The organism is Winogradskyella vincentii (assembly GCF_020166345.1).
Classification (GTDB): Bacteria; Bacteroidota; Bacteroidia; order Flavobacteriales; family Flavobacteriaceae; genus Winogradskyella; species Winogradskyella vincentii.
Genome location: NZ_JAIUJS010000002.1, coordinates 72,672 through 93,993, shown reverse-complemented (window position 1 = coordinate 93,993; position 21,322 = coordinate 72,672). Strand labels below are relative to the sequence as shown.

Annotated in this window: 18 protein-coding genes and 1 tRNA gene; 7 read left to right on the top strand and 12 right to left on the bottom strand. The window is 33.5% G+C overall.

The genetic code is table 11. The annotated features are described in order from the left end of the window. Positions 1 to 4: 4 nt before the first annotated feature. Entirely contained in the window at positions 5 to 2,299 is a 2,295-nt protein-coding gene (locus tag LBV24_RS03600) for a TonB-dependent receptor (RefSeq protein ID WP_224477230.1), read from the bottom strand. Between the two features lie 99 nt (positions 2,300 to 2,398). On the opposite strand from LBV24_RS03600, the gene LBV24_RS03595 reads away from it, so the two are divergent. Next, positions 2,399 to 3,055, top strand: coding sequence for a metal-dependent transcriptional regulator (locus LBV24_RS03595; protein WP_224477229.1), 657 nt, complete (start codon positions 2,399 to 2,401; stop codon positions 3,053 to 3,055). A gap of 1 nt (position 3,056) precedes the next feature. Beyond that, entirely contained in the window at positions 3,057 to 3,881 is an 825-nt protein-coding gene (locus LBV24_RS03590; protein WP_224477228.1) for a ZIP family metal transporter, read from the top strand. 3 nt (positions 3,882 to 3,884) lie between these two features. Here the strand turns inward: LBV24_RS03590 and LBV24_RS03585 are convergent, their stop codons facing one another. The 7 genes from LBV24_RS03585 to LBV24_RS03555 all read right to left on the bottom strand — a co-directional run bounded on the left by LBV24_RS03585 (position 3,885) and on the right by LBV24_RS03555 (position 13,101). Then, a complete protein-coding gene (locus tag LBV24_RS03585; RefSeq protein ID WP_224477227.1) occupies positions 3,885 to 5,012 on the bottom strand; it encodes an efflux RND transporter periplasmic adaptor subunit in 1,128 nt (375 codons plus the stop codon). A gap of 9 nt (positions 5,013 to 5,021) precedes the next feature. Continuing rightward, positions 5,022 to 9,350 carry a CusA/CzcA family heavy metal efflux RND transporter gene (locus LBV24_RS03580; protein WP_224477226.1) on the bottom strand — a complete coding sequence of 1,443 codons (4,329 nt, stop codon included), beginning with the start codon at positions 9,348 to 9,350 and terminating at the stop codon, positions 5,022 to 5,024. A 74-nt stretch (positions 9,351 to 9,424) separates the two neighbouring features. Beyond that, on the bottom strand, positions 9,425 to 9,817 hold the full coding sequence (locus tag LBV24_RS03575) for a hypothetical protein (RefSeq protein ID WP_224477225.1): 393 nt from the start codon (positions 9,815 to 9,817) through the stop codon (positions 9,425 to 9,427). A gap of 71 nt (positions 9,818 to 9,888) precedes the next feature. Further along, on the bottom strand, positions 9,889 to 10,026 hold the full coding sequence (locus LBV24_RS03570; RefSeq protein WP_224477224.1) for a FeoB-associated Cys-rich membrane protein: 138 nt from the start codon (positions 10,024 to 10,026) through the stop codon (positions 9,889 to 9,891). Beyond that, positions 10,027 to 12,126: a ferrous iron transport protein B gene (gene feoB / locus LBV24_RS03565; RefSeq protein ID WP_224477223.1), complete on the bottom strand. Its 2,100-nt coding sequence runs from the start codon at positions 12,124 to 12,126 to the stop codon at positions 10,027 to 10,029. Then, entirely contained in the window at positions 12,110 to 12,346 is a 237-nt protein-coding gene (locus LBV24_RS03560; protein WP_224477222.1) for a FeoA family protein, read from the bottom strand. The genes feoB and LBV24_RS03560 overlap by 17 nt, the downstream gene beginning before the upstream one ends. A gap of 80 nt (positions 12,347 to 12,426) precedes the next feature. Next, positions 12,427 to 13,101, bottom strand: coding sequence for an SCO family protein (locus tag LBV24_RS03555; protein WP_224477221.1), 675 nt, complete (start codon positions 13,099 to 13,101; stop codon positions 12,427 to 12,429). A 192-nt stretch (positions 13,102 to 13,293) separates the two neighbouring features. Between LBV24_RS03555 and rseP the strand changes: the two genes are divergently transcribed. Both rseP and LBV24_RS03545 read left to right on the top strand, forming a co-directional pair. Further along, complete coding sequence (gene rseP / locus LBV24_RS03550) at positions 13,294 to 14,634, top strand: RIP metalloprotease RseP (protein ID WP_224477220.1); 1,341 nt, start codon at positions 13,294 to 13,296, stop codon at positions 14,632 to 14,634. Positions 14,635 to 14,729: 95 nt separating this feature from the next. Then, positions 14,730 to 14,803: transfer RNA gene (locus tag LBV24_RS03545), tRNA-Asn, on the top strand. Between the two features lie 35 nt (positions 14,804 to 14,838). Here LBV24_RS03545 and LBV24_RS03540 read toward each other — a convergent pair. Next, entirely contained in the window at positions 14,839 to 15,795 is a 957-nt protein-coding gene (locus LBV24_RS03540) for an NAD-dependent epimerase/dehydratase family protein (RefSeq protein ID WP_224477219.1), read from the bottom strand. 165 nt (positions 15,796 to 15,960) lie between these two features. Here LBV24_RS03540 and LBV24_RS03535 point away from each other — a divergent pair, with 165 nt between their 5' ends. Both LBV24_RS03535 and LBV24_RS03530 read left to right on the top strand, forming a co-directional pair. Continuing rightward, positions 15,961 to 16,494, top strand: coding sequence for a hypothetical protein (locus LBV24_RS03535; RefSeq protein WP_224477218.1), 534 nt, complete (start codon positions 15,961 to 15,963; stop codon positions 16,492 to 16,494). 93 nt (positions 16,495 to 16,587) lie between these two features. Next, positions 16,588 to 18,651 carry a M13 family metallopeptidase gene (locus LBV24_RS03530; RefSeq protein WP_224477217.1) on the top strand — a complete coding sequence of 688 codons (2,064 nt, stop codon included), beginning with the start codon at positions 16,588 to 16,590 and terminating at the stop codon, positions 18,649 to 18,651. 60 nt (positions 18,652 to 18,711) lie between these two features. On the opposite strand, the gene LBV24_RS03525 is transcribed toward LBV24_RS03530, so the two are convergent. Then, a complete protein-coding gene (locus tag LBV24_RS03525) occupies positions 18,712 to 19,419 on the bottom strand; it encodes a hypothetical protein (protein WP_224477216.1) in 708 nt (235 codons plus the stop codon). A gap of 68 nt (positions 19,420 to 19,487) precedes the next feature. Beyond that, complete coding sequence (locus LBV24_RS03520) at positions 19,488 to 20,294, bottom strand: Rossmann-fold NAD(P)-binding domain-containing protein (protein WP_224477215.1); 807 nt, start codon at positions 20,292 to 20,294, stop codon at positions 19,488 to 19,490. Between the two features lie 115 nt (positions 20,295 to 20,409). Between LBV24_RS03520 and LBV24_RS03515 the strand changes: the two genes are divergently transcribed. Continuing rightward, the gene (locus tag LBV24_RS03515) at positions 20,410 to 20,895 is read left to right on the top strand and encodes a CBS domain-containing protein (RefSeq protein ID WP_224477214.1); all 486 of its coding nucleotides are present in this window, start codon (positions 20,410 to 20,412) and stop codon (positions 20,893 to 20,895) included. Here LBV24_RS03515 and LBV24_RS03510 read toward each other — a convergent pair. Next, on the bottom strand, positions 20,892 to 21,242 hold the full coding sequence (locus tag LBV24_RS03510; RefSeq protein ID WP_224477213.1) for a hypothetical protein: 351 nt from the start codon (positions 21,240 to 21,242) through the stop codon (positions 20,892 to 20,894). The genes LBV24_RS03515 and LBV24_RS03510 overlap by 4 nt on opposite strands. Between the last annotated feature and the right edge of the window lie 80 nt (positions 21,243 to 21,322).

Here is a 21,322-nt window from a genome sequence, read left to right as displayed (position 1 = left end):
AAATTTATAATGATAAAATTCTTAGTCCAATAAAGAATGTTCTTGGCATTCCTGGTCCATAGACATAATTACTATCTCTGTTCTTACCGGTATCAAAATCATCTTGATAAGCATTGAATATATTTTTAATTCCTCCAAAAACTTCAAGACCAGTACCTATATTATCGATATCTAAACGGTAACTTGTTCGCCAACTAAACTCATGAAATGATGGCGTTGTTTTATATTCATTAACTGTTTGTTCTGGTGCACCAGCAAAATGGGCTATAAGCATATCACCAGTATAAACGTAGTTTAAATTTGTATTAAATTTATTGTTGGGCATATAACTTAATGTGGCAAAACCATATTCATTCGGAGTTCTCAAGAATTCTCGTCTTGGTGCTAAACCTTCAATAGTTTCAACTGCTGTATTAAACTCACTTGTCTGTAGTGTAAAACCTGCTTCTAGTTGCATTTTTCTTTTATAGTTTGCTCGGGTTTCTAGAGTAATACCTTGTACTACTGCAGCATCACCATTTTGTTTCTCAAATCGTTGACCAAATTCATCTTCTCCAATAGGATTAAGATAGAAAGCGTCTTTAAGTTTGGTATAAAAACCTTCTACTGTAAAACCAGCAATGAAATTTTCTGTGGACTTATCATAATTTATGGAAGCGCTAAAACTATTTGATCGTTCTTCTACCAAATCATCATCCAATGAAATTCTAGATACGCCTCCTCCTGCAAATGCGATATGTAAATCTGTATCGAATGCCTGAGGTGCTCTAAATCCGGTGCTCCATGTAGCACGTAATTGAACGTTAGATTCTGATTTATACAATAAAGAAAAACGAGGACTAACAATTAGCTTGTCCACTAGGTTGTTACTGTCTACTCTAAAACCAGAAAGTAGATTAAGTTTTTGGGTGATTTCCCAATCACTTTGAAAAAATGTCCCTGAGTTTTTTGTTGTTTGATCTATTTTGTAGTTATACGAATCAATTACATCTAACACATCATCAACCAAATATTCTGAACCTATTGTCAATACATTGGTGCCATTAAGAAAATCATTTAACCGATGATTAAGTTGTACACCGCCTTGCAAAGTTGTTGTTTTTGAAGTGCCATAAGGAGGATTTGCAATATGATTTTGAATTTCGTCTTCATCATCTGGGAAAATACCAGTATAATGATCTCGATCTGTTTGTTGACCAGCAAAATATGTGATTAATGAACTATTATCCTTATTGAAGTTAATTTGGTAATCTAAACTTCCCATAACAACATCGTGTGTTCGTTCTTCGGCTTGTTGTGTTAAATAAGCTGGTCCATCAACCATCTCACCTCCATAGCGATATTCATTGAGCTTACTGAAACTAACTTCGAGTTTTTGATTCTCGGATGGTAAAAAGAAAGCATTTGCACCAAAAGAGTTATTCTTCAGACTCGTTAATTCTGAAAAATTATCATCATTATGATCATATAAATCACGATTCCGGTTATTAATGAATAATGAAACTCCGGCTTTTTCTGATTTAGAAACTACTGTAGCATTGCCCGAAACCATATGGTCATCTGAACCACCATTAATATTTTGATAGGTATAGTTAACTTCAAAATTATCATTTTTAGGAATTTTAGTAATAACATTAACCACACCTCCAATTGCACTTGAACCATATAGTGATGAACCTCCACCGCGTATGGTTTCAATACGCTCAATCATATTTACCGGTATTTGTTCTAATCCATATAAGCCCGTGAGTGGGCTAAAAATGGGACGGCCGTTTATTAAAATTTGAGAGTAACCACCACCAAGACCATTAATACGCAGTTGCGTATAGTTACAAGTTTGGCAATCAGTTTCAACTCTTAAACCAGGTTGAAATTTTAATCCATCGGAAAGATTACAGGCCTGAAGTGAATTAAGGCTTTCACTGTTTAAAATATTAACGATTACCGCAGAGTTGTTTTGTCTTTTAAAAGTGCGTGTCCCAGTAATTACGATTTCATCTAAAAGCTCTGTTTCTAAATTAAAGTTTAGGGTTGTATTGCCTTCAATAGTTACTTTTTTTCTAATGGTTTTAAAACCAGTCATTGAGACAACGATTGTATAAGTGTTTGCTGGGACATTTTTAATTTCATAATACCCATCGTCATTACTAACGGTTCCATACGAGGTAGTCTCTAAGTATATATTAGTGTATGGCATAGGGTTGCTCTCTGAGGAAATTTCACCAGAAATTGTAAAACCTTTTTGTCCATATACAAACTGGCCAATAATTAAAATGATAAAGACAATTCTTTTAGCCATCCTTCAATTTTTGAAACAAAGGTAAAATAAAATTTAGACTTGTCTAAAAATATATTTGGATTAGTAAAATAAAACTATATTTGTAGAAATATTATAGTTATGATTACCCTATCGGAGGAGAATTATTTAAAGGCAATTTATCATTTAGAGCGTCAAATGGGTGGCGCTGTAAGTACTAATGCCATTGCTGATAAAATGGAAACAAAAGCTTCTTCCGTTACTGATATGGTAAAGAAATTGGCAGATAAGGACTATGTTATCTATAAAAAGTATCAAGGTGTTAGTTTAACAAATAAGGGTAATAAAACAGCAGCTAATGTTGTCCGTAAACATCGCTTATGGGAAGTGTTTTTAGTGGAGAAACTTAATTTTTCATGGGATGAAGTACATGATGTTGCAGAACAACTAGAGCATATTAAATCGCCTAAGTTAATTAATGAATTAGATACATTTTTAGAATTCCCAACACACGATCCTCATGGTGATCCAATACCAGATAAGGATGGAAATATTTCTAAGCTAGATAAGATTAGTTTGTCTAAAGTTCCATTAAATGATTTATGCACATGTGTTGGTGTTATAGACTCTTCGGCTGAGTTTTTAAAATATCTAGACAAGCATAAAATAGCCTTAGGAACTCAAATAAAAGTTATAGAAAAAGAATCTTTTGATGAGTCAATGACGATTGTAATTCATGATTCAGAACTCAATATTTCAAAAACAGTTGCTAACAATATATATGTAAAAACGCATTGATATGATAGATAATATAATTCAATATTTTGAGACAATAGACCCTGTTTTAGGAGCGCTTTATGCTTCTTTATTTACGTGGATATTAACTGCTGCAGGTGCTGCCTTAGTATTTTTTGTAAGAGGAATGAACAGAGCACTTTTAGATGGTATGTTAGGATTTACAGGAGGCGTTATGGTAGCCGCAAGTTTTTGGAGTTTACTGGCACCAGGAATTGAGATGAGTGAAGGAGAAGGATTTGTAAAAGTAATCCCTGCAGTTGTTGGGTTTGCGTTAGGCGCCCTTTTTATTTTTGGATTAGATAAAATATTACCGCACTTACATATTAATTTTAAAGAGGATGAAAAAGAAGGGGTTAAAACTCCTTGGCACAGAACAACACTTTTAGTTTTGGCTATTGCCTTACACAATATACCAGAAGGTTTAGCAGTGGGTGTATTGTTTGGTGGAGTTGCCGCCGGAATACCAGAAGCAACAATTGGAGGTGCTGTTGCACTGGCTCTTGGGATTGGTATACAAAATTTCCCTGAGGGTCTTGCTGTATCAATGCCGTTAAGACGTCATGGCGTGAGCAAATTTAAAAGTTTTTGGTATGGGCAAATGTCGGCAATTGTTGAGCCAATAGCGGCTGTTGTGGGTGCATTGGCTGTAACCTTTTTTCAACCTATATTACCATATGCTTTGGCCTTTGCTGCTGGTGCAATGATATTTGTTGTTGTAGAAGAAGTAATACCAGAAACCCAACGCGATAAATATACAGACATCGCCACACTTGGTTTTATTGGTGGTTTTATTATTATGATGACCTTAGACGTTGGTTTGGGGTAATTCTTATATCCCAATTAAACTAAAGGCACCATTATTTAGAATTTTATTTTCCTCATTCAAGTTGGTACTTTCATCAATTGATGTATAGCCATCATCTGTATTGCCTATATCGACCATTATTTTATTAAAATAATAGTCGGTTTTAGTCTCTTCATCTAAAACCAATACAAAATGAGATCCATTTTCTTCTATAACCGCATCACTAGGGAGGGCTTTATTTAATTGACTATCGGTTATTATTTCGGCATTTACAAACATACCCGTTAAGAATCTTACAGATTCATCTGTAGGATGTCCATGAACTTTTATTGTTCTATTCTCGTCTATGGTTGTTCCCACTAAATATACTTCCGCTTCATAAGATTGATTGGAAGTTTCAGGAATTCGAAAATTTATTTTTTGCCCTTTATTTATGTTCAAGATATCCTTTTCAAATACCGATAGTTCCAGATGAATATGTTCGTTATTGACTATCTCCAAAATTGATGATGCTGGCGACACGTAACTACCTTTATTTACATTGACTTTAGTAATACCACCACTTATTGGTGCATATAGATTTACTGTTGAAGTAATATTTCCGCTTTCAACGGCACTAATAGAAATATTTAGCATTTGCAACTGTTTTCTAAGCCCATTATATTTTGCTTTTATGGAGTTGTAATCACTTTCAGCCTTGATAAAACTTTTTTCTGAAATTATATTCTCATCTCGCATTGTTTTATGCCTATTAAATTCTGCTCTTAAGTAATTAAGTTGTGCTTTTACCTCCATATATTGTTGCTGTAAGGTTACAAATTCAGGATTTTCAAGTGCTACTAAGAATGCTCCTTTTTTAACCATATCTCCTTCAAGCAAAGGTGTCTTTGTGATATAACCACCCATTGGAGAATTAACTATGGCCTTGTTTTCTGGTGGGACATCAATCATTCCATTCACCTTAATTTTTATTGGAAATGGTTTCATCTCTATTTGGGTAAACGTCATTTTGTTGGCTTCAAATTGATCTTTTGAAATTTTGATACGTGTATCGATATCGCTTGTGGTAGAAGCCTCTGTTTCTTTATTTCCACAGCTTATGGACAAAAGAAAGACTAAGCTGATGATTATTTTATTTTGAATACGCTTCATAACGTTAATTTATAAGGTTAAATAATTAAGATGTATTACGGTTTGATTGTATGTGTTAAGATTCTCTAAGTGACTTAACTGAATGTCATAGGCATTTTCTACACTAATGATAAATTGATAAAAGTCAATCTCACCATTTTTAAAGCTCACATTTGCTGTTTTTAAAATTTCATTAGCAAGCATTTTTCCTTCGGTTTCATAATATTCCAAGGCTTTTTGATTTTGTATCAATTGAGCATTTAAAGTTTTAAACCTGGTGTTTAATTGAATTTTGTACTCTGTGGATTCCTCATTAGAAATATCTATTGCAATCTTTGAAGCCTTAATTTTAGAATTTTGAGCTCCAAATAAAAGAGGAATTTTCAATCCAAATTGATAACCGTACAATGAAGAATTTAAACCTGAATTTGTGCCTTGAAAATAGTTAAGGCTTAAATCTGGCAAGAGTTTTTGATTTTCTAGTCTTTGTCTTGCCTTTAAGAGGTCTTGCCTTTTGTCAAAGTAAAGGACTTCAGGACTACTGTTTAATTCAATTATTGCTAGAGGTACTTTGGTCAATTTGGTTTCAATTATTTCTAGACTGTCTTGATATTGTACAATCTTAATTAAATTTTGGTATGCTATCTTAAGGTCTTGTTGTGCTTGTTCTAAATTTATGTTTACCTGTCTCTGTTTAGATGAAGCCGTAATTTTTTCGAGATAATTTGTTTCTCCTAATTCAAAACGTCGCTTAGCAATTCTTGAAAAATCGGAATATAGACTATCGAGCTGAGTGTAAATTGACACTTTTTCTTTGGCAAATAAATAGTCGTAGTAGCTTGAAACAACCTTTTTTCTAATGGATTTTTCTTTTATAGAAAGATTCGTAGTTTCTAAGTTAACAATTGCCTTATTAACTTTTTTTCTAGCAAAATAAACAGTAGGAAACTCAAAGTCTTGCTGTACGCCAAAGACACCAATAGGCCGTTCATTAATAGCCAAATTGTTCTCATCATATTGATAATAAACCTCAGTTTTATCAAAATCAAACGCACTATTAATTAATAAATCTGATTGATCTACTTTTAATCTACTGGCATTAAGACCTGCATTATTCTCAAGTGCTATAGTTATTAATTTATCAAGTGATTTAGGATCGTTTTGACCATATGAATTAAAGGATAGTAAGCCAAAGATTAAGATTGCAGAAATTGTTTTAGCCTCAGTAGACATTCTACCTTTATTTGGTTTATTGAATAATGCATAAAGTACTGGTAGCACAACCAGCGTTAAAAGTGTAGCCGTAATTAATCCTCCAATCACAACCGTTGCCAAAGGTCTTTGTACTTCAGCTCCTGCACTTGTAGAAATTGCCATAGGCAAGAATCCTAAAGCAGCAGCTGTTGCGGTTAATAATACTGCGCGAAGACGATCTTTTGTGCCTTGTTTTATAAGTGTTTCCATATCATTAAATCCTTGTTGTTTTAATTCTTTAAAATGTTCAATAAGTACAATTCCGTTGAGTACCGCAATACCAAAAAGTGCAATAAACCCAACTCCTGCAGAAATACTAAACGGCATATCTCTCAACCAAAGGAATAATACACCTCCTACGGCAGCTAATGGAATAGCTGAATAAATTAAAAGTGCTTCTTTGATTGATTTAAATGCGAAGTAGAGTAGTATAAAGATTAATATTAGAGCTATTGGAACGGCAACCAAAAGTCTTGATTTTGCACTTTGTAAATTTTCAAATTGACCACCATACGAAATGTTGTATCCAACTGGTAAATTGAGGTTTTTATCAATAATTCCTTGTACATCGTCTACAACAGATTGTAAATCTCTGTTCCTAACGTTGATACCAACAACTATGCGCCTTCTGGTGTCATCTCTAGATATTTTAGCGGCACCTTTTTGATATGATATTTCTGCCAATTCACTCAAAGGAACTTTTCCGCTATTTGGTAGATCTATATATAAATTCTTTATATGGTCAATATCTTTTCTGTTGGCTTTTTCTAATCTTACTACTAAGTCAAAGCGTTTTTCACCTTCAAAAACACTCCCTACGGATTTTCCTGCAAATCCCATTGAAAGCATATTATTTAAGTCTTCAATATTAAGACCATATCTGGCTATTTTGTTTCTATCGTAGTTTACACTCATTTGTGGCAGACCATCAATTTTTTCAACCGTGATATCCGCTGCACCCTCTACATTTTCTATCAGTGTTTTTATTTCACTTCCTTTTTTTGATAGAATTTCTAAGTCTTCACCAAATATTTTTATAGCTATATCAGCTCTAACACCGGTAATAAGTTCATTAAACCTCATTTCTATAGGTTGCGTAAATTCTACCTCCATCCCAGGAATTATGGCAAGTGCTTCTTTAAACTTATCCGCCAGCTCATCTTTAGAATTAGCTGAAGTCCACTCGCTCTTTGCATTTAGAATAATAATAACATCACTTTCTTCCATTGACATTGGATCTGTTGGTACTTCAGCCGCACCAATACGTGTGACAACTTGCTTTACTTCAGGGAATTCATCGAGTAAGATTTTTTCTATTTGTGTGGTAATTTCAACAGTTTTACCCAGAGAGGTGCCTGTTTTCAAAACAGGTTGAATTACAAAATCTCCCTCATCTAATGTTGGGACAAATTCTCCACCCATTGTTGAGAAAAGATATGAAGTAACAATCAATATTAACAATGCGATACCTAAGACTAACCTTTTACTTTTTAATGCCCAACTAATTATTGGATCATATAATGAGTTTAGCCAGCGCATTAATCTGATTGAAATGTTTTTGTTTGTCTGTTTCGTTGGCTTTAAGAAAATTGAAGCTACAACAGGTACATATGTAAAACAAAAAATCATTGCACCTATTAAGGCAAAACTAAATGTGAGTGCCATAGGCCTAAACATTTTACCTTCAACACCACTGAGCGATAATATTGGGATGAATACAATGAGAATAATCAGTTGACCGAATATGGCTGAATTCATCATTTTTGTTGTGCCTCTATATGTGATTTGATCTTTATATACCTGACTTTCCTGCTTATTAAGATTGGCAAATTGAAGATGTTCTTGGGTAATTTTAAAGGCAATAAACTCTACAATAATGACTGCACCATCAATAATAATCCCAAAATCAATTGCTCCAAGACTCATAAGATTGGCATCTACGCCAAAAATGTACATTAACGACAAAGCAAATAATAAGCATAAGGGTATAATAGAAGCAACTACCAATCCAGACCTTAGATTTCCTAATAAAAGGACCACTACAAAGACAACAATAAGACAGCCTAAAACCAAATTTTCTGTTACAGTAAAACTTGTTTTTCCTATCAGTTCACTACGATCTAAGAAGGCATTTATGTATACGCCTTCTGGGAGTGACTTTGAAATGGAAGCAACACGTTCTTTGACTGCCTCAATTACTTCTTTAGAATTGGCACCTTTGAGCATCATAACCTGTCCTAAAACTTTTTCACCCTCACCGTTACCGGTTATGGCACCAAATCTGTTGGCGTTGCCAAAACCAACTTTTGCTACATCTTTAATATAAATTGGCACACCATTATTATTTTTAATTACAATGTTGCCGATATCCTCTAATGAGGAAACCAAACCATCTCCACGAATAAAATAGGCCTGATTTACCTTTTCAATGTATCCTCCACCTGCAACACTATTATTTTTTTCTAGCGCAGTGAATACTTCTTGAGCAGTAATATTCATTGCGTTTAGTTTGTTGGTATTTAGTGCGACTTCGTACTGTTTTAAGAATCCACCCCAAGTATTAACCTCAACCACTCCTGGTATTCCTGAAAGTTGACGTTTTACAATCCAATCTTGAATTGTTCGCAGGTCTTGAGCAGTATAATCATCTTTATAAGCTTCTTCTACATCTAGAATATATTGATAGATTTCTCCTAAACCAGTTGAAATTGGGCCCATTTCTGGTGTACCAAAACCTTCCGGTATTTTCTCTGAAGCAGATTTAATTTTTTCCGATATAAGTTGTCTGGGCAAATAGGTCCCAATGTCATCATCAAAAACAATAGTCACTACAGAGAGACCAAATTTTGATACGGATCTTATCTCTTGTACACCTGGTAAATTGGCCATTTCTAACTCCACTGGATAGGTAATAAACTGTTCCATGTCTTGAGTTGAAAGATTGCGAGATGTTGTAATAACTTGTACTTGATTATTGGTTACATCTGGTACAGCACCAATTGAAATTTGGCTCAAGGAGTAAAGACCAAATCCTATAATGAAGGTGGTAAGTAAGAGAATAATAAACTTATTCTTTAAACTAAAATTGATAATATGAGATAGCATAATTCATTGGTTAAATGGATATGCAACTTGTAACTATGTACAAGCTGTAAACAAAAAATAAACGAAGTGAATTATTACAATTTAGGAGGTTGCAAAAGTCCTTTTTTATGTAGTGTTGAAAAGGAACTTACATAATAGAAATTAGATTCAGTAGAATCTGTTATTTCAATAGTATTTATAGTGTAATTTTCAAAATCAAAACAAGCAATAATACTTAGGGTGTGTCCTTGGCATTGAAAAGGAAGTTGCTCATGATCTTGTTGTTCTTCATGATGATTTTTAGTGTGCTCGGCTTTTAATTCCCCATAATGCTTAGATAAGAAAACAAAGAAATTATCACCATGTTCTTGCTTGTGAAATTGAGCATGCTCTATTAGTTCATCAATTTGCAGGATATCATTCACCCCAATCCCAGCACTTTGAACCAGAATCATAAAGGACAGTGATATAGCAATTAACTTACTCATTCTAACAAAGTTAGTAATTTATATGATAAGAGAGTTGACAAATGTCAGTGTTTAGAAATTACATTTAAGGTCTAATGACAACCACAATCGTCATTACCACATGATTTATTTGTTCTCTTTTTTGGCCACCAAACAAATGTTTTAAACAAATAAACTAATGCAATTGTAAGTGCTGAAAAAGCAAGTATGTATTGAATTATAGCATTCATTTATTTTAATATTTGAAAGGCTATTAATGCTACAAGATAAGCAAAACCACTCATAATTACCAGTTGGTACATTGGCCATTTCCAAGAATTGGTTTCTTTTTTAACAATGGCAAGAGTACTCATACATTGCATGGCGAACGCATAAAATAATAATAATGATATCCCTGAAGCAAAATTAAATAGTGGTCCACCAAGAATAGGATTTACCTCTCCAGCCATTCTGTTTTTAATGGTTTCTTCCTCATCACTACCTACGCTGTAAATAGTTGCAAGGGTCCCAACAAATACTTCTCTCGCCGCAAAGGAACTTACTATGGCAATTCCGATTTTCCAATCATAACCAAGAGGTCTTATAACAGGTTCTATTGCTCTACCTGTTACACCGATAAATGAATGTTCTAGTTTATGCGAAGCAATTTTTTGACTGAGTTCCTCTTCATTCAAGTTGACATTAGCGTATTGTTCTGTCACAATACGTTCTGCATTATTAAATTGCTCACCTGGTCCATAGGAAGCTAAAAACCACAAGACAATAGAAATAGCTAAAATGATTTTACCCGCACCAAATACGAATGCTTTCGTTTTCTCAATAACTGTTAGTGCAACATTTTTAAATAAGGGAAGTTTGTAATTTGGCATTTCTACAACAAAGAACGTTTTACTTCTAATTTTGAGAACCTTGTTTAAAATGTAGGCAGAACCTACGGCTGCACCAAAACCAATGAGATATAGTAACATTAGTGTTAGAGCTTGATAACTCAGCCCTAAGAACCTTCCTTCGGGTATAACCAATGAAATTATAATTAAATAAACAGGTAATCTAGCCGAACAGGTTGTAAATGGTGTTACTAAGATTGTTATTAATCGCTCTTTCCAACTTTCTATATTACGAGTTGCCATAATAGCTGGGATAGCACATGCTGTACCAGATATTAAGGGCACTACACTTTTACCACTTAAGCCAAATCGTCTCATAATGCGATCCATTAAGAATACAACTCGACTCATATAACCACTTTCCTCCAGAATAGCGATAAAGAGAAATAAAAATGCTATTTGAGGTATAAATATTACTATACCGCCAAGACCAGCTATTATACCTTCTGCCAATAAATCTGTAAAAGCACCATCTGGTAAGGTGCTTTTAGTCCATTCACTTAAAGAAGCAAATGCACTATCAATAAAATCCATTGGTACGCTAGACCAATCGTAAATTGCCTGAAAAATTGTTAGAAGAATAACGCCAAAAATTAAATAGCCCCAAACTTTATGTGTTAGAATTCTATCGAGTTTTATTCTGAGGTCTTTAGCAGAGGCCAAATCAATAGTTTGCCCTTTTTTAAGCGTATCATTTATGAATTGATAACGCTTAATAGTCTCTTTTTGCTGAAGGCGTTTTAAATCTGTTTTTGATTTGGTCTTAAAACTTGAAACATCGTCTATTGTTTTTCGATTTGTTTTACCAAAGTTTACATCTTGAGTAATAACTAACCAAAGTTTATATAGCAACTGATTGGGGAAGGCTTTTCTTAAATTGTCGAAATAATTTTTATCTATAGAAGAAGCATTAAGACAAGGTGTTGTAGAAAGGTCTTTATAATTTGTAATCAGTTCTTTTAAATCATCAATTCCCTTGTTTTTTCTTGTACTAATAAGGGCAATTTTTGTTTGAAGCTTTCTTTCTAAATATTCTATGTCTAACGAAATGCCTTTGTAAGCCATTCGATCAGACATATTTATTACTAGAATTGTTGGTATTTCTAGGTCTTTAATTTGGGTAAATAATAACAGATTTCGTTTTAAGTTTTCAACGTCACTTATAACAACTGCGACGTCAGGAAAATCTTTATCATTTTTGTTGAGTAAAAGCTCAATGACTACATTTTCGTCTAAAGAAGAAGCGTTTAAGCTATATGTTCCGGGTAAATCAATGATATGGGCTTTAACACCACGTGGAAGCTTACAGATACCCTCTTTTTTTTCTACTGTTATCCCAGGATAATTACCTACTTTTTGGTTTAATCCTGTGAGTGCATTAAATACTGAGGTTTTACCTGTGTTTGGATTTCCAATTAAGGCTACATTAATCTGCTTGCTCATCTACAGTTTCTATTAAAATATGAATAGCAGTTTCTTTTCTTATTGCTAAATGTGAACCGTTAATATTAAGATACATTGGGTCTGCAAAAGGAGCAACTTGTACTAGTTCTACTAAATTACCAGGTAAGCACCCCATTTCAAGTAGTTTTAATGGGATATGGATAGATGAAACATCTTTAATGATGCCTTGTTGTCCACGTTTTAAATCAGCTAAAGTCACCCGATTCCTTATTTAGAATAATTTTAAAGAAGCAAAAATAAGCTAAAAATTTATGTGTCGTTGTAGGATTTGAGAAGAATTTAAGATTCTTCTTTTAAAGTTTCAATGTCCTCTATGAGTCTATCAATGTCTTCTGGATTTGTACCATCGTAGAAACCTCTTATCTGTCGCTTTTTATCAATGAGCATAAAATTTTCTGTATGTATCATGTCGTACTCATCACCAGAACCATCTGTTTTTACAGCGAGGTAGCTTTTTCTGGCAAGCTCATAGATTTGCTTTTTGTCTCCTGTAACTAAGTTCCATTTTCTATCTATAACACCCTTCTTGTTCGCGTATTTTTTAAGTTGCTCAACTGTATCTATTTGTGGTGTTACCGAATGGGATAACAACATTATATCATCATCATTTATAATTTCCCTTTGAATCTGATACATATGATCGGTCATTATAGGGCAAATCGTTTGGCAGGTAGTAAAAAAGAAATCAGCTACATATATTTTATCCTTGTAAGTCTCTTGGGTAACTATTTCACCATTCTGATTTACTAAGCTAAAGTCTGCTATTTTATGATATTTGGCCTTGTGTTGTAGCGTACTATCTACTAATTCTTCACTGACCATTGCAGGTTGATAGATTGGTAATGGCTTATTTACATTAAGGATACTATAGATAATCATGACAATAACAACACATAAAACTGTGAAGAAAATTCCGAATTTTTTATAGTCTTTAAAAAATGAAAGAAACGACATGAATTGCCTTTATTTATTGATTTGGCAAAGGTACGACTCATTGTTGTTTTCTTTGATATTTTTAACAGATTTGTAGCTCTATTTTTAACATAAATCTAAATCCTTGTTAAAAATGAAATGATTGAATTTAGAATTATTTTCTAAATGCATTGAAAAGATTACTTTTGTCAATCGAAATTTGAAAGTGACTAAATGGAATTTATAATTAAAATATCTCAATTTTTACTCAGCTTATCTTTGCTTATTGTTTTACATGAGCTTGGGCATTTTATACCAGCAAAGCTGTTTAAAACTAAGGTGGAGAAGTTCTATTTGTTTTTCGATGTTAAGTTTTCTCTTTTTAAAAAGAAAATTGGTGAAACTGTTTATGGTATAGGTTGGTTACCACTTGGTGGCTATGTGAAAATTGCCGGAATGATTGATGAAAGCATGGATAAAGAACAAATGGCGCAACCGCCACAACCATGGGAATTCCGTTCTAAACCTGCTTGGCAGAGACTTATAATAATGCTTGGTGGTGTTACTGTAAATTTCATCTTGGCTTACGTTATATATGTGGCTGTTTCATTTGCATATGGTGATTCTGTAGTTAAAGTAGATAGTCTTAAAGACGGTTATTGGATTGCGAATCCAGCTTTAGAAGAAGCAGGTTTAAAAACTGGTGATAAGGTTATTGCAATAAATGACGCTCCAATAATTAATGATTCTGATATAGGTCTTAATATCATTAAGGCAGAACAAATTACTGTAAAAAGGGGAGAGGAAACCAAAACAATTGATTTACCCGAAGATTTTTTAGGGCAACTTTCATCTACAGGAAGTAAAGATTTGTTTGAGTATAGAGTGCCATTTATGGTAGCTCAAATAGCGGACAGCTCTGCTAATGCAAATAAAGACATTAAAGAAGAAGATATTATCACTTCAATAAATGGGAAGAAATTAAAGTATTTTGATCAGTTGGATAGTGTTTTGGGAGGATTAAAAAACACCTCTGTAACTGCTGAGGTTTTAAGAGATGATAAAACAATAACTACAGAATTGGAATTGGATAATTATGGAAACTTTGGTTTGAGACCCTTCAGAATTCATCCAAAATTTGAGGATTTAGGCTATTATGAAGTAACCAGAAAGTCTTATTCATTTGGAGAAAGTTTTGGAGCAGGTTGGAACAAATTCACAAAGACCATCAGTAACTATGGCGATCAATTAGCGGCAATATTTAATCCTAAAACAGGTGCCTATAAGGGTCTTGGAGGCTTCAAAGCCATATACGATCAATTCTCGAGTGTATGGAGCTGGCCTTATTTTTGGGGATTAACCGCTTTTTTATCTATAATGTTAGCTATATTAAACCTATTGCCAATTCCTGCTTTAGATGGTGGACATGTAATGTTCTTATTATATGAAATGGTATCTGGGCGTAAGCCAAGTGAGAAATTCTTAGAACGTGCACAAATAGTAGGATTCTTTATTTTAATCGCACTAGTATTATTTGCTAATGGAAATGATGTTTTTAAAGCTTTAACCAACTAAAATATTTAGTTGAGTAAGCTCAAAAAATTAATATTTCATATTGTAGAGATTAAAAAATAATTTATATTTGCGCTCGCTATTGTAAAAGATAACCTTCCTCAGTAGCTCAGTTGGTTAGAGCATCTGACTGTTAATCAGAGGGTCGTTGGTTCGAGCCCAACCTGAGGAGCAAAAAAAACCACTCAATTTGAGTGGTTTTTTTGTTTAGATATTTTTGTATTTGTTATGAAGCTCTTTTAGCATTACTTCGGTCATTGCATCTAAATCATAACTATGTTTCCAGTTCCAATCTTCTCTAGCTTTTCTGTCATCAATTGAAGATGGCCAACTATCTGCAATAGCTTGTCTGAAGTCTGGTTTATAATTTATCTTAAAACTTGGCATATGCGCTTTAATACTTTCAAAAACATCATTTGGTGTAAAGGAAAGAGCTGATAAATTGTAAGATGATCTTATGGATATATTTTCCGAAGGCGCTTCCATCAAATCTATAGTTGCCTTAATGGCATCATCCATAAACATCATTGGTAAGCTCGTATTTTCAGATAGAAAACACTCGTATTTTCCTTTTATAATTGCATCATGATAAATTTCAACTGCGTAATCTGTAGTACCACCACCTGGCATTGCCTTATAGCTAATTATACCAGGATAACGTAAACTGCGTACGTCAACACCATATTTATTATGATAGTATTCACACCAACGTTCACCAACTTGTTTGGTAATACCATAGACCGTTGTTGGTTCGCAAATGGTATGTTGAGGTGTATTTTCACGCGGTGTAGTAGGTCCAAAAACAGCGATACTACTAGGCCAATAAACCCTCTTTATGGTTCCGCCTTTTGCTAGGTTGAGAACATGAAAAAGAGAATTCATATTTAGATCCCAAGCTTCCATTGGGTATTTCTCTCCAGTTGCACTTAATAGTGCGGCCATTAAATAGATGGTGTCTATATTATAATTTTTGCAGCAATCTTTAATGGCATTAAAGTTTTTTGCATCAATAATTTCAAAAGGTCCGGAGTTTACTAAATCTAAATTTCTGGTATTAATATCACTTGCAATAACATTATTGGTACCATAAGTTTCTCGCAATTTAGTGGTCAGTTCGGTACCAATTTGCCCACATGCACCAATAATTAGAATTTTAGAAGACATTGTATAAATTTAAGTATTGTCAAAAATAACAAGAATTACTTCATTAATAATTAATTAAATGTCAAAAAAGAGACAATAATTACGAATATGTTAATTGTTATTTTCTGTTAATACTATAAAAGGCAAATTATAGTTTAATTATATTTACAATCATTTAAAATCTATATGAAATCAGTTTTTCTATACTTAAATTTCTTCATGTTTATATTGGTAGGTTGTGGAGAATCTGCTGATACCGATTCCACTACTGAACCAATTGATGAGCAAAAGAAAGATGAGAAAATCACACAGAAAACTATTGACGGTTTTGAATACACAGATTATGTATTGAGCGAAGAGGCTGAAAAGGCTGTTGCTAATTGGGAGAAATATCAGGAGCTTGCTATTCAAGTAAGTTATTTGAAGAAAGCGGATCTGTCTTTTTTTGATAGTGAAGCGCAATTACTAATTGATTTTGTCGAGAAATTTAAATCGACAATCCCAGAAGATTTGCAGACTAACCCTATAGTTTCGCGTGTGGTAATAATAGAAACAGCTTTATTAAGGCTTAATGCAAATTTAACTTTAGACAATATAGATGGTGAGGAGAAAACGCAAAGTTTAAAAGCTGTTTTTGTGGCAATGTCTAATTTAAATTTTCAGATCAATAAAAAATTAGAGCGGGATCTTTACGATAAAATCACTTCTGATAATTTTTAGATTAAGTTAAAGTCCTAGCAGTTTGTAACATTTACAGCCAAAAGAAGTCTTATTAATAATTATAGTTAATTCGAATTAATTAAAACTACATTTATGAATACCAATCTAAGTCGCGTACTAGCGATATCAGTATTGGCTTTCTTTACTATTGTTGCATGTAAGGAAGAGGCCAACAAGGACACTGCAATGGCAGAAAAAATCCCAGGAATTGTATTAGAAAACATGGACACTTCAGTTAGTCCTAAAGAAGATTTTTACAATTACGTTAATGGAACCTGGATGAAAACTAACACAATCCCAGATGACGAATCTCGTTGGGGAGGATTTGGTGTATTACGTAAATCTACTAGAGCAGACGTACTAGAAATTATTAATACGTCAAAAGAGTTAGGAACCTACAAAGAAGGTTCAGATCAGAAAAAAGCACTATTGATATTTGAATCTGAATTAGACACTGTTGCTAGGGCAGAGGCAGGTGTAAAACCTTTAAAACCTTATTTAGAAGCAATAAAAGGGGTTAATTCTGTTGAAGACTTACAAGTATTAGCAGCGACGAACCTTGGTGTTTCAATACCTTTTGCTGGCTTAGGCGCAGGACCAGATTTAAACAACAGTACAATGAATACGTGTTGGGTGGCTCCTGGAGGTCTTGGGTTACAACGTGATTATTACCTTGAACAAGACGATAAGAACAAGGAAATAAGAGAGCAATACAAAGCGCATATCACTAAAATGTTGCAGTATATAGACTATACTGAAGAAGATGCAAAAGCAGCGTCTGAATTGATTTTGAAATTAGAAACACAATTGGCAGAGCCAAGGTTAGATAAGGTTGCAAGAAGAGATATTAGAAACATGAATAACCCAAGAACTGTAGCTGAACTTCAAGCTATGGCTCCAAGCATCAATTGGTCCAAGATGATTGATGATATGGGAATTGAAAAGCAAATAGACACCATAATGGTAATGCAACCGAAGTATATGGTTGCAATGAATGACTTTTTAAACAATACATCTATTGAGGATATAAAAACCTTAATAACATGGAGAACTTTAGATGATGCTGCACGGTATTTAAGTCCTGAAATTGAAAAGGTAAATTGGGAATTCTATGGTAAAACTTTAAATGGATCTAAAGCTATGAGACCTGCCGACGAGCGTGCTCTAGGTACTGTTGATGGTACAGTAGGTGAGGCTATTGGTCAGTTGTATGTACAAGCTAAATTTCCACCAGAAGCTAAGGAGAAAGCAGAAAAAATGATAGCTAATGTTATTACTGCGTTTCAAAATAGAATTGAAAAGTTAGAATGGATGACACCAGAGACTAAAAAGAAAGCAATTGAAAAGCTTGATAAGTTTACAGTAAAAATTGCTTACCCAGATGAGTGGAGAGATTATTCAGAAATGCAGATTAAAGAAGGTAATTCTTATACTGAAAATATGATGGCAGTATTAGAGTGGCAACAAAAAGATAACCTTAGTGAAATCAATGAACCAATAGATAAAAAACGTTGGGGAATGTCACCACAAACTGTAAATGCGTATTTCAATCCAATTAATAATGAAATTGTATTCCCTGCAGCGATTTTACAACCGCCATTTTATAACTATACAGCAGATGAAGCTGTAAATTATGGAGGTATTGGTGCTGTAATAGGTCATGAAATTTCTCATGCATTTGATGATTCTGGTGCTCGTTTTGATGCAGATGGAAATGTAAACAACTGGTGGACACCAGAAGATTTAGCTGAATTTGAAAAAAGAGGTAAGGCATTAGCTGATCAATACTCTGCTATTGAAGTATTAGATAGCGTATATATTAATGGTCCTTTTACTTTGGGAGAGAATATTGGAGACCTTGGTGGAGTATTGGGTGCCTATGATGGATTACAATTATTCTTTGAAGAAAATGGAAGACCAGATGATATTGATGGATTTACTGCTGAGCAACGTTTCTTTATGTCTTGGGCTACGGTTTGGAGAACATTGACAAGAGATGATGCTTTGAGAAATCAGATTATGACAGATCCACATTCACCTGGACAAGTGAGAGCTGTACAGCCTCTTAAAAACATAGATGCTTTCTATGAAGCATTTGATATTAAAGAAGGGGATAAGATGTATCTCCCACCTGAAGAACGAGTTAGAATTTGGTAATACCAAACAAAAAAATGCGACCAACCGGTCGCATTTTTTTATGCTATAAATTTATAGCAATTAGTTTTTATTTGCCTCAGCAGCAAGTTGTGCTTTTTGAGATTCTAATGCTTGTCTACTCACCTTAGCAAGGTTAAAATTAGGGTCGATAGCTAAGGCATCGTTCATTAATTTTAAAGCCGTATCTATATTTGCAGTTTTATTTTCAGTAAAAGATAATAGTCCCTTTAGGCATAAAAAAGCAGCCTTTAAAGAAGTCTCATAAGGTTGTTGTGTTTCGTAAAATGCTCTTTTCTGATCTTCTTTAGAATTTGCCAAACCGTATTCAATGTTTGTTCTTGCACCGGCAAGATCATTGATTTGAATTTTCATATCAGCCATATCATATGCTAAATAAGGATTTGGGTCTCTTTTATAGAGCTCTTCATAATGCTCTAAAGCCATTTTTGGCTGATTAAGATTTTTTAGTGCTAGAGCTTTTACTTCGACATTCATGTCTGAATCCGTCGCATTTTTTTCAACACCGATTGTATTTAAGGCTTGGACATATTTACCTTCAGAAAGATAAAGATAAGCCAGTGTATCTTGCCTTGCAACATTAGGTTCTAATACATTTAAGTGTGTTAAGGCACTAATTATACCTTGTACATCACCTTGCTTTTTCATTTGTTTGTAGTAAGTCTCGTAGTGAGCTTTTAATCCGTCATTACCTTGTGCAAAAATGCTAATTGAAAATAATAACATCAATGCAATTGTAGTCTGTTTCATTATTAATTAATTTTAGGCGCTAAAACTATAAAAATTAATGGTAAATGACCTTAAAATTCTATTAATTTCTATAGCGCATGTTTAAACTTGTAGCTCAAAAGCTGTACCAGTTTTTCACTCTCTACAATTTTTCCTTTGCTTGTTGCTGTATTTTCAAACTTTGGTGGTGGTAAATTGTTGTCTTTTGAATATGAGGTGTAATAGGATTTTCTTGTGGGATGAGCTGGATAGACTGCATTGATTACTGTATCAAAAATTTGCTTTTCAATTATTTGGGCAATGATATCAATACAATCTTCTTTATGGATTAGGTTAATTGGTGCTTTGGGGTTTTTAACACCAGATCTGCCTGACAGGAAATTTCCTGGATGACGATTTTCATCAATTAGTCCTCCAAATCTTATTATGGTAGTTTTAAAATAACTATTGCTCATTAAGAGATTTTCGATTTCTATGAGTTGTTTAGCGATTTCATAATTATTGGGCTTGAAATTAGAACCAATAATAGGTATGTTACTTTCATCTTTAAATACTGAAGTAGAGCCTATGTAAATAACTTTCTGGATTTGATTTTTAATTATTGATTCAATCAATTGAGAAATTTCGGCGATATGATTTTTATTTGGATGCTTTCTTAATCCTGGTGGAACATTTATGATAAGTAAGTCACTATGTTCAAGAAAGCTATTAATATCACCCAATATTCTATCTTCAGTTAGTTTGATTGCAAAGGGGAAAATGTTGTTTGACCTTAACCGTTTTAATTTCTCATTAGAAGTTGTAGAACCTTTTACTGTAATTCCTTTGTTAACCAAAGCAATTCCGAGAGGGAACCCCAACCAACCACAACCAATTACACTTACTTGTTTTATCAATGTTTTCTGAAGATTAATTTAACAAAAATAGGGTTTAAAATGTTGGTTATCCGAGCAATTTTGCTGAATGATTAATTTTCTGTAACTTTAAAAGTAACTCTAAAATTTTGAGGTTATGGGCATTAAAAGTTTTCAAGGATCGCGTAAGCAACAAAATGTTGCTGCACCAGTAGCGTTAAAAGTAAGAGATTACATGACGACCAGTTTAATTACATTTAGACCAGATCAATCTGTACAAGAAGTTGTAGAATCTCTAATTAAGTATAAAATATCAGGTGGACCTGTTGTAAATAATAAACAGGAACTGGTTGGTATTATTTCTGAAGGTGACTGTTTAAAACAATTAAGCGAAAGCCGTTATTATAATATGCCACTCGACCATGATAATGTTGAAAAACGCATGGTTACAAATGTTGAGACCATTGATGGTAATATGGATGTTTTTGATGCAGCAAATAAATTCCTAAACTCAAAAAGAAGACGATTTCCAATAGTTGAGAATGGTAAGTTAATAGGACAAATAAGTCAGAAGGATATACTAAAAGCTGCACTAGAACTAAAAGGTGAAAACTGGAATAGTACGGTTAAAAACCGTTCTTAATCGCTACGCTTCACGAGGGCGAAATAATCATTTTCTAAAGGTAAATACCCTTGGTCATATACAAAATAGTATATGGTCCCGGCTTTTGTTTTATATAAGCTTGTTATATAGTTAAAGTCAAATCCCTTTTCTATAAGTTTTGCTCTAGAGGTTTTAGTTTTTTTATCTGGGTTGAGCTGTTCTAAAATTCTATAATTTTTTCTTAGTCTATTATTGGTATTCCGTATAAGGTTTTTAGAATCTTTGTTTATTCTGTTGTTATAGGCATTTCTACACCCATCACTACAAAACTTTTTGTCAATTCTTCCAATTATTTTATCTCCACACTCTGGACAGTTTTTTTGCATATAGCCTTTGTTTACTGCAAATATAGGTAATTCCTAACCGATTACAAACGACTACAAACATTTACAAACGATTTTAAACA

What these genes read in the sequence shown, in the direction of transcription:
- LBV24_RS03555 (WP_224477221.1), bottom strand. Translation starts at nt 13,101, where the DNA reads ATGTCGTTTCTTTCATTTTTTAAAGACTATAAAAAATTCGGAATTTTC.
- LBV24_RS03575 (WP_224477225.1), bottom strand. Translation starts at nt 9,817, where the DNA reads ATGAGTAAGTTAATTGCTATATCACTGTCCTTTATGATTCTGGTTCAA.
- LBV24_RS03595 (WP_224477229.1), top strand. Translation starts at nt 2,399, where the DNA reads ATGATTACCCTATCGGAGGAGAATTATTTAAAGGCAATTTATCATTTA.
- LBV24_RS03525 (WP_224477216.1), bottom strand. Translation starts at nt 19,419, where the DNA reads ATGAAACAGACTACAATTGCATTGATGTTATTATTTTCAATTAGCATT.
- LBV24_RS03585 (WP_224477227.1), bottom strand. Translation starts at nt 5,012, where the DNA reads ATGAAGCGTATTCAAAATAAAATAATCATCAGCTTAGTCTTTCTTTTG.
- rseP (WP_224477220.1), top strand. Translation starts at nt 13,294, where the DNA reads ATGGAATTTATAATTAAAATATCTCAATTTTTACTCAGCTTATCTTTG.
- LBV24_RS03590 (WP_224477228.1), top strand. Translation starts at nt 3,057, where the DNA reads ATGATAGATAATATAATTCAATATTTTGAGACAATAGACCCTGTTTTA.
- LBV24_RS03540 (WP_224477219.1), bottom strand. Translation starts at nt 15,795, where the DNA reads ATGTCTTCTAAAATTCTAATTATTGGTGCATGTGGGCAAATTGGTACC.
- LBV24_RS03580 (WP_224477226.1), bottom strand. Translation starts at nt 9,350, where the DNA reads ATGCTATCTCATATTATCAATTTTAGTTTAAAGAATAAGTTTATTATT.
- LBV24_RS03570 (WP_224477224.1), bottom strand. Translation starts at nt 10,026, where the DNA reads ATGAATGCTATAATTCAATACATACTTGCTTTTTCAGCACTTACAATT.
- LBV24_RS03510 (WP_224477213.1), bottom strand. Translation starts at nt 21,242, where the DNA reads ATGCAAAAAAACTGTCCAGAGTGTGGAGATAAAATAATTGGAAGAATT.
- feoB (WP_224477223.1), bottom strand. Translation starts at nt 12,126, where the DNA reads ATGAGCAAGCAGATTAATGTAGCCTTAATTGGAAATCCAAACACAGGT.
- LBV24_RS03600 (WP_224477230.1), bottom strand. Translation starts at nt 2,299, where the DNA reads ATGGCTAAAAGAATTGTCTTTATCATTTTAATTATTGGCCAGTTTGTA.
- LBV24_RS03535 (WP_224477218.1), top strand. Translation starts at nt 15,961, where the DNA reads ATGAAATCAGTTTTTCTATACTTAAATTTCTTCATGTTTATATTGGTA.
- LBV24_RS03530 (WP_224477217.1), top strand. Translation starts at nt 16,588, where the DNA reads ATGAATACCAATCTAAGTCGCGTACTAGCGATATCAGTATTGGCTTTC.
- LBV24_RS03515 (WP_224477214.1), top strand. Translation starts at nt 20,410, where the DNA reads ATGGGCATTAAAAGTTTTCAAGGATCGCGTAAGCAACAAAATGTTGCT.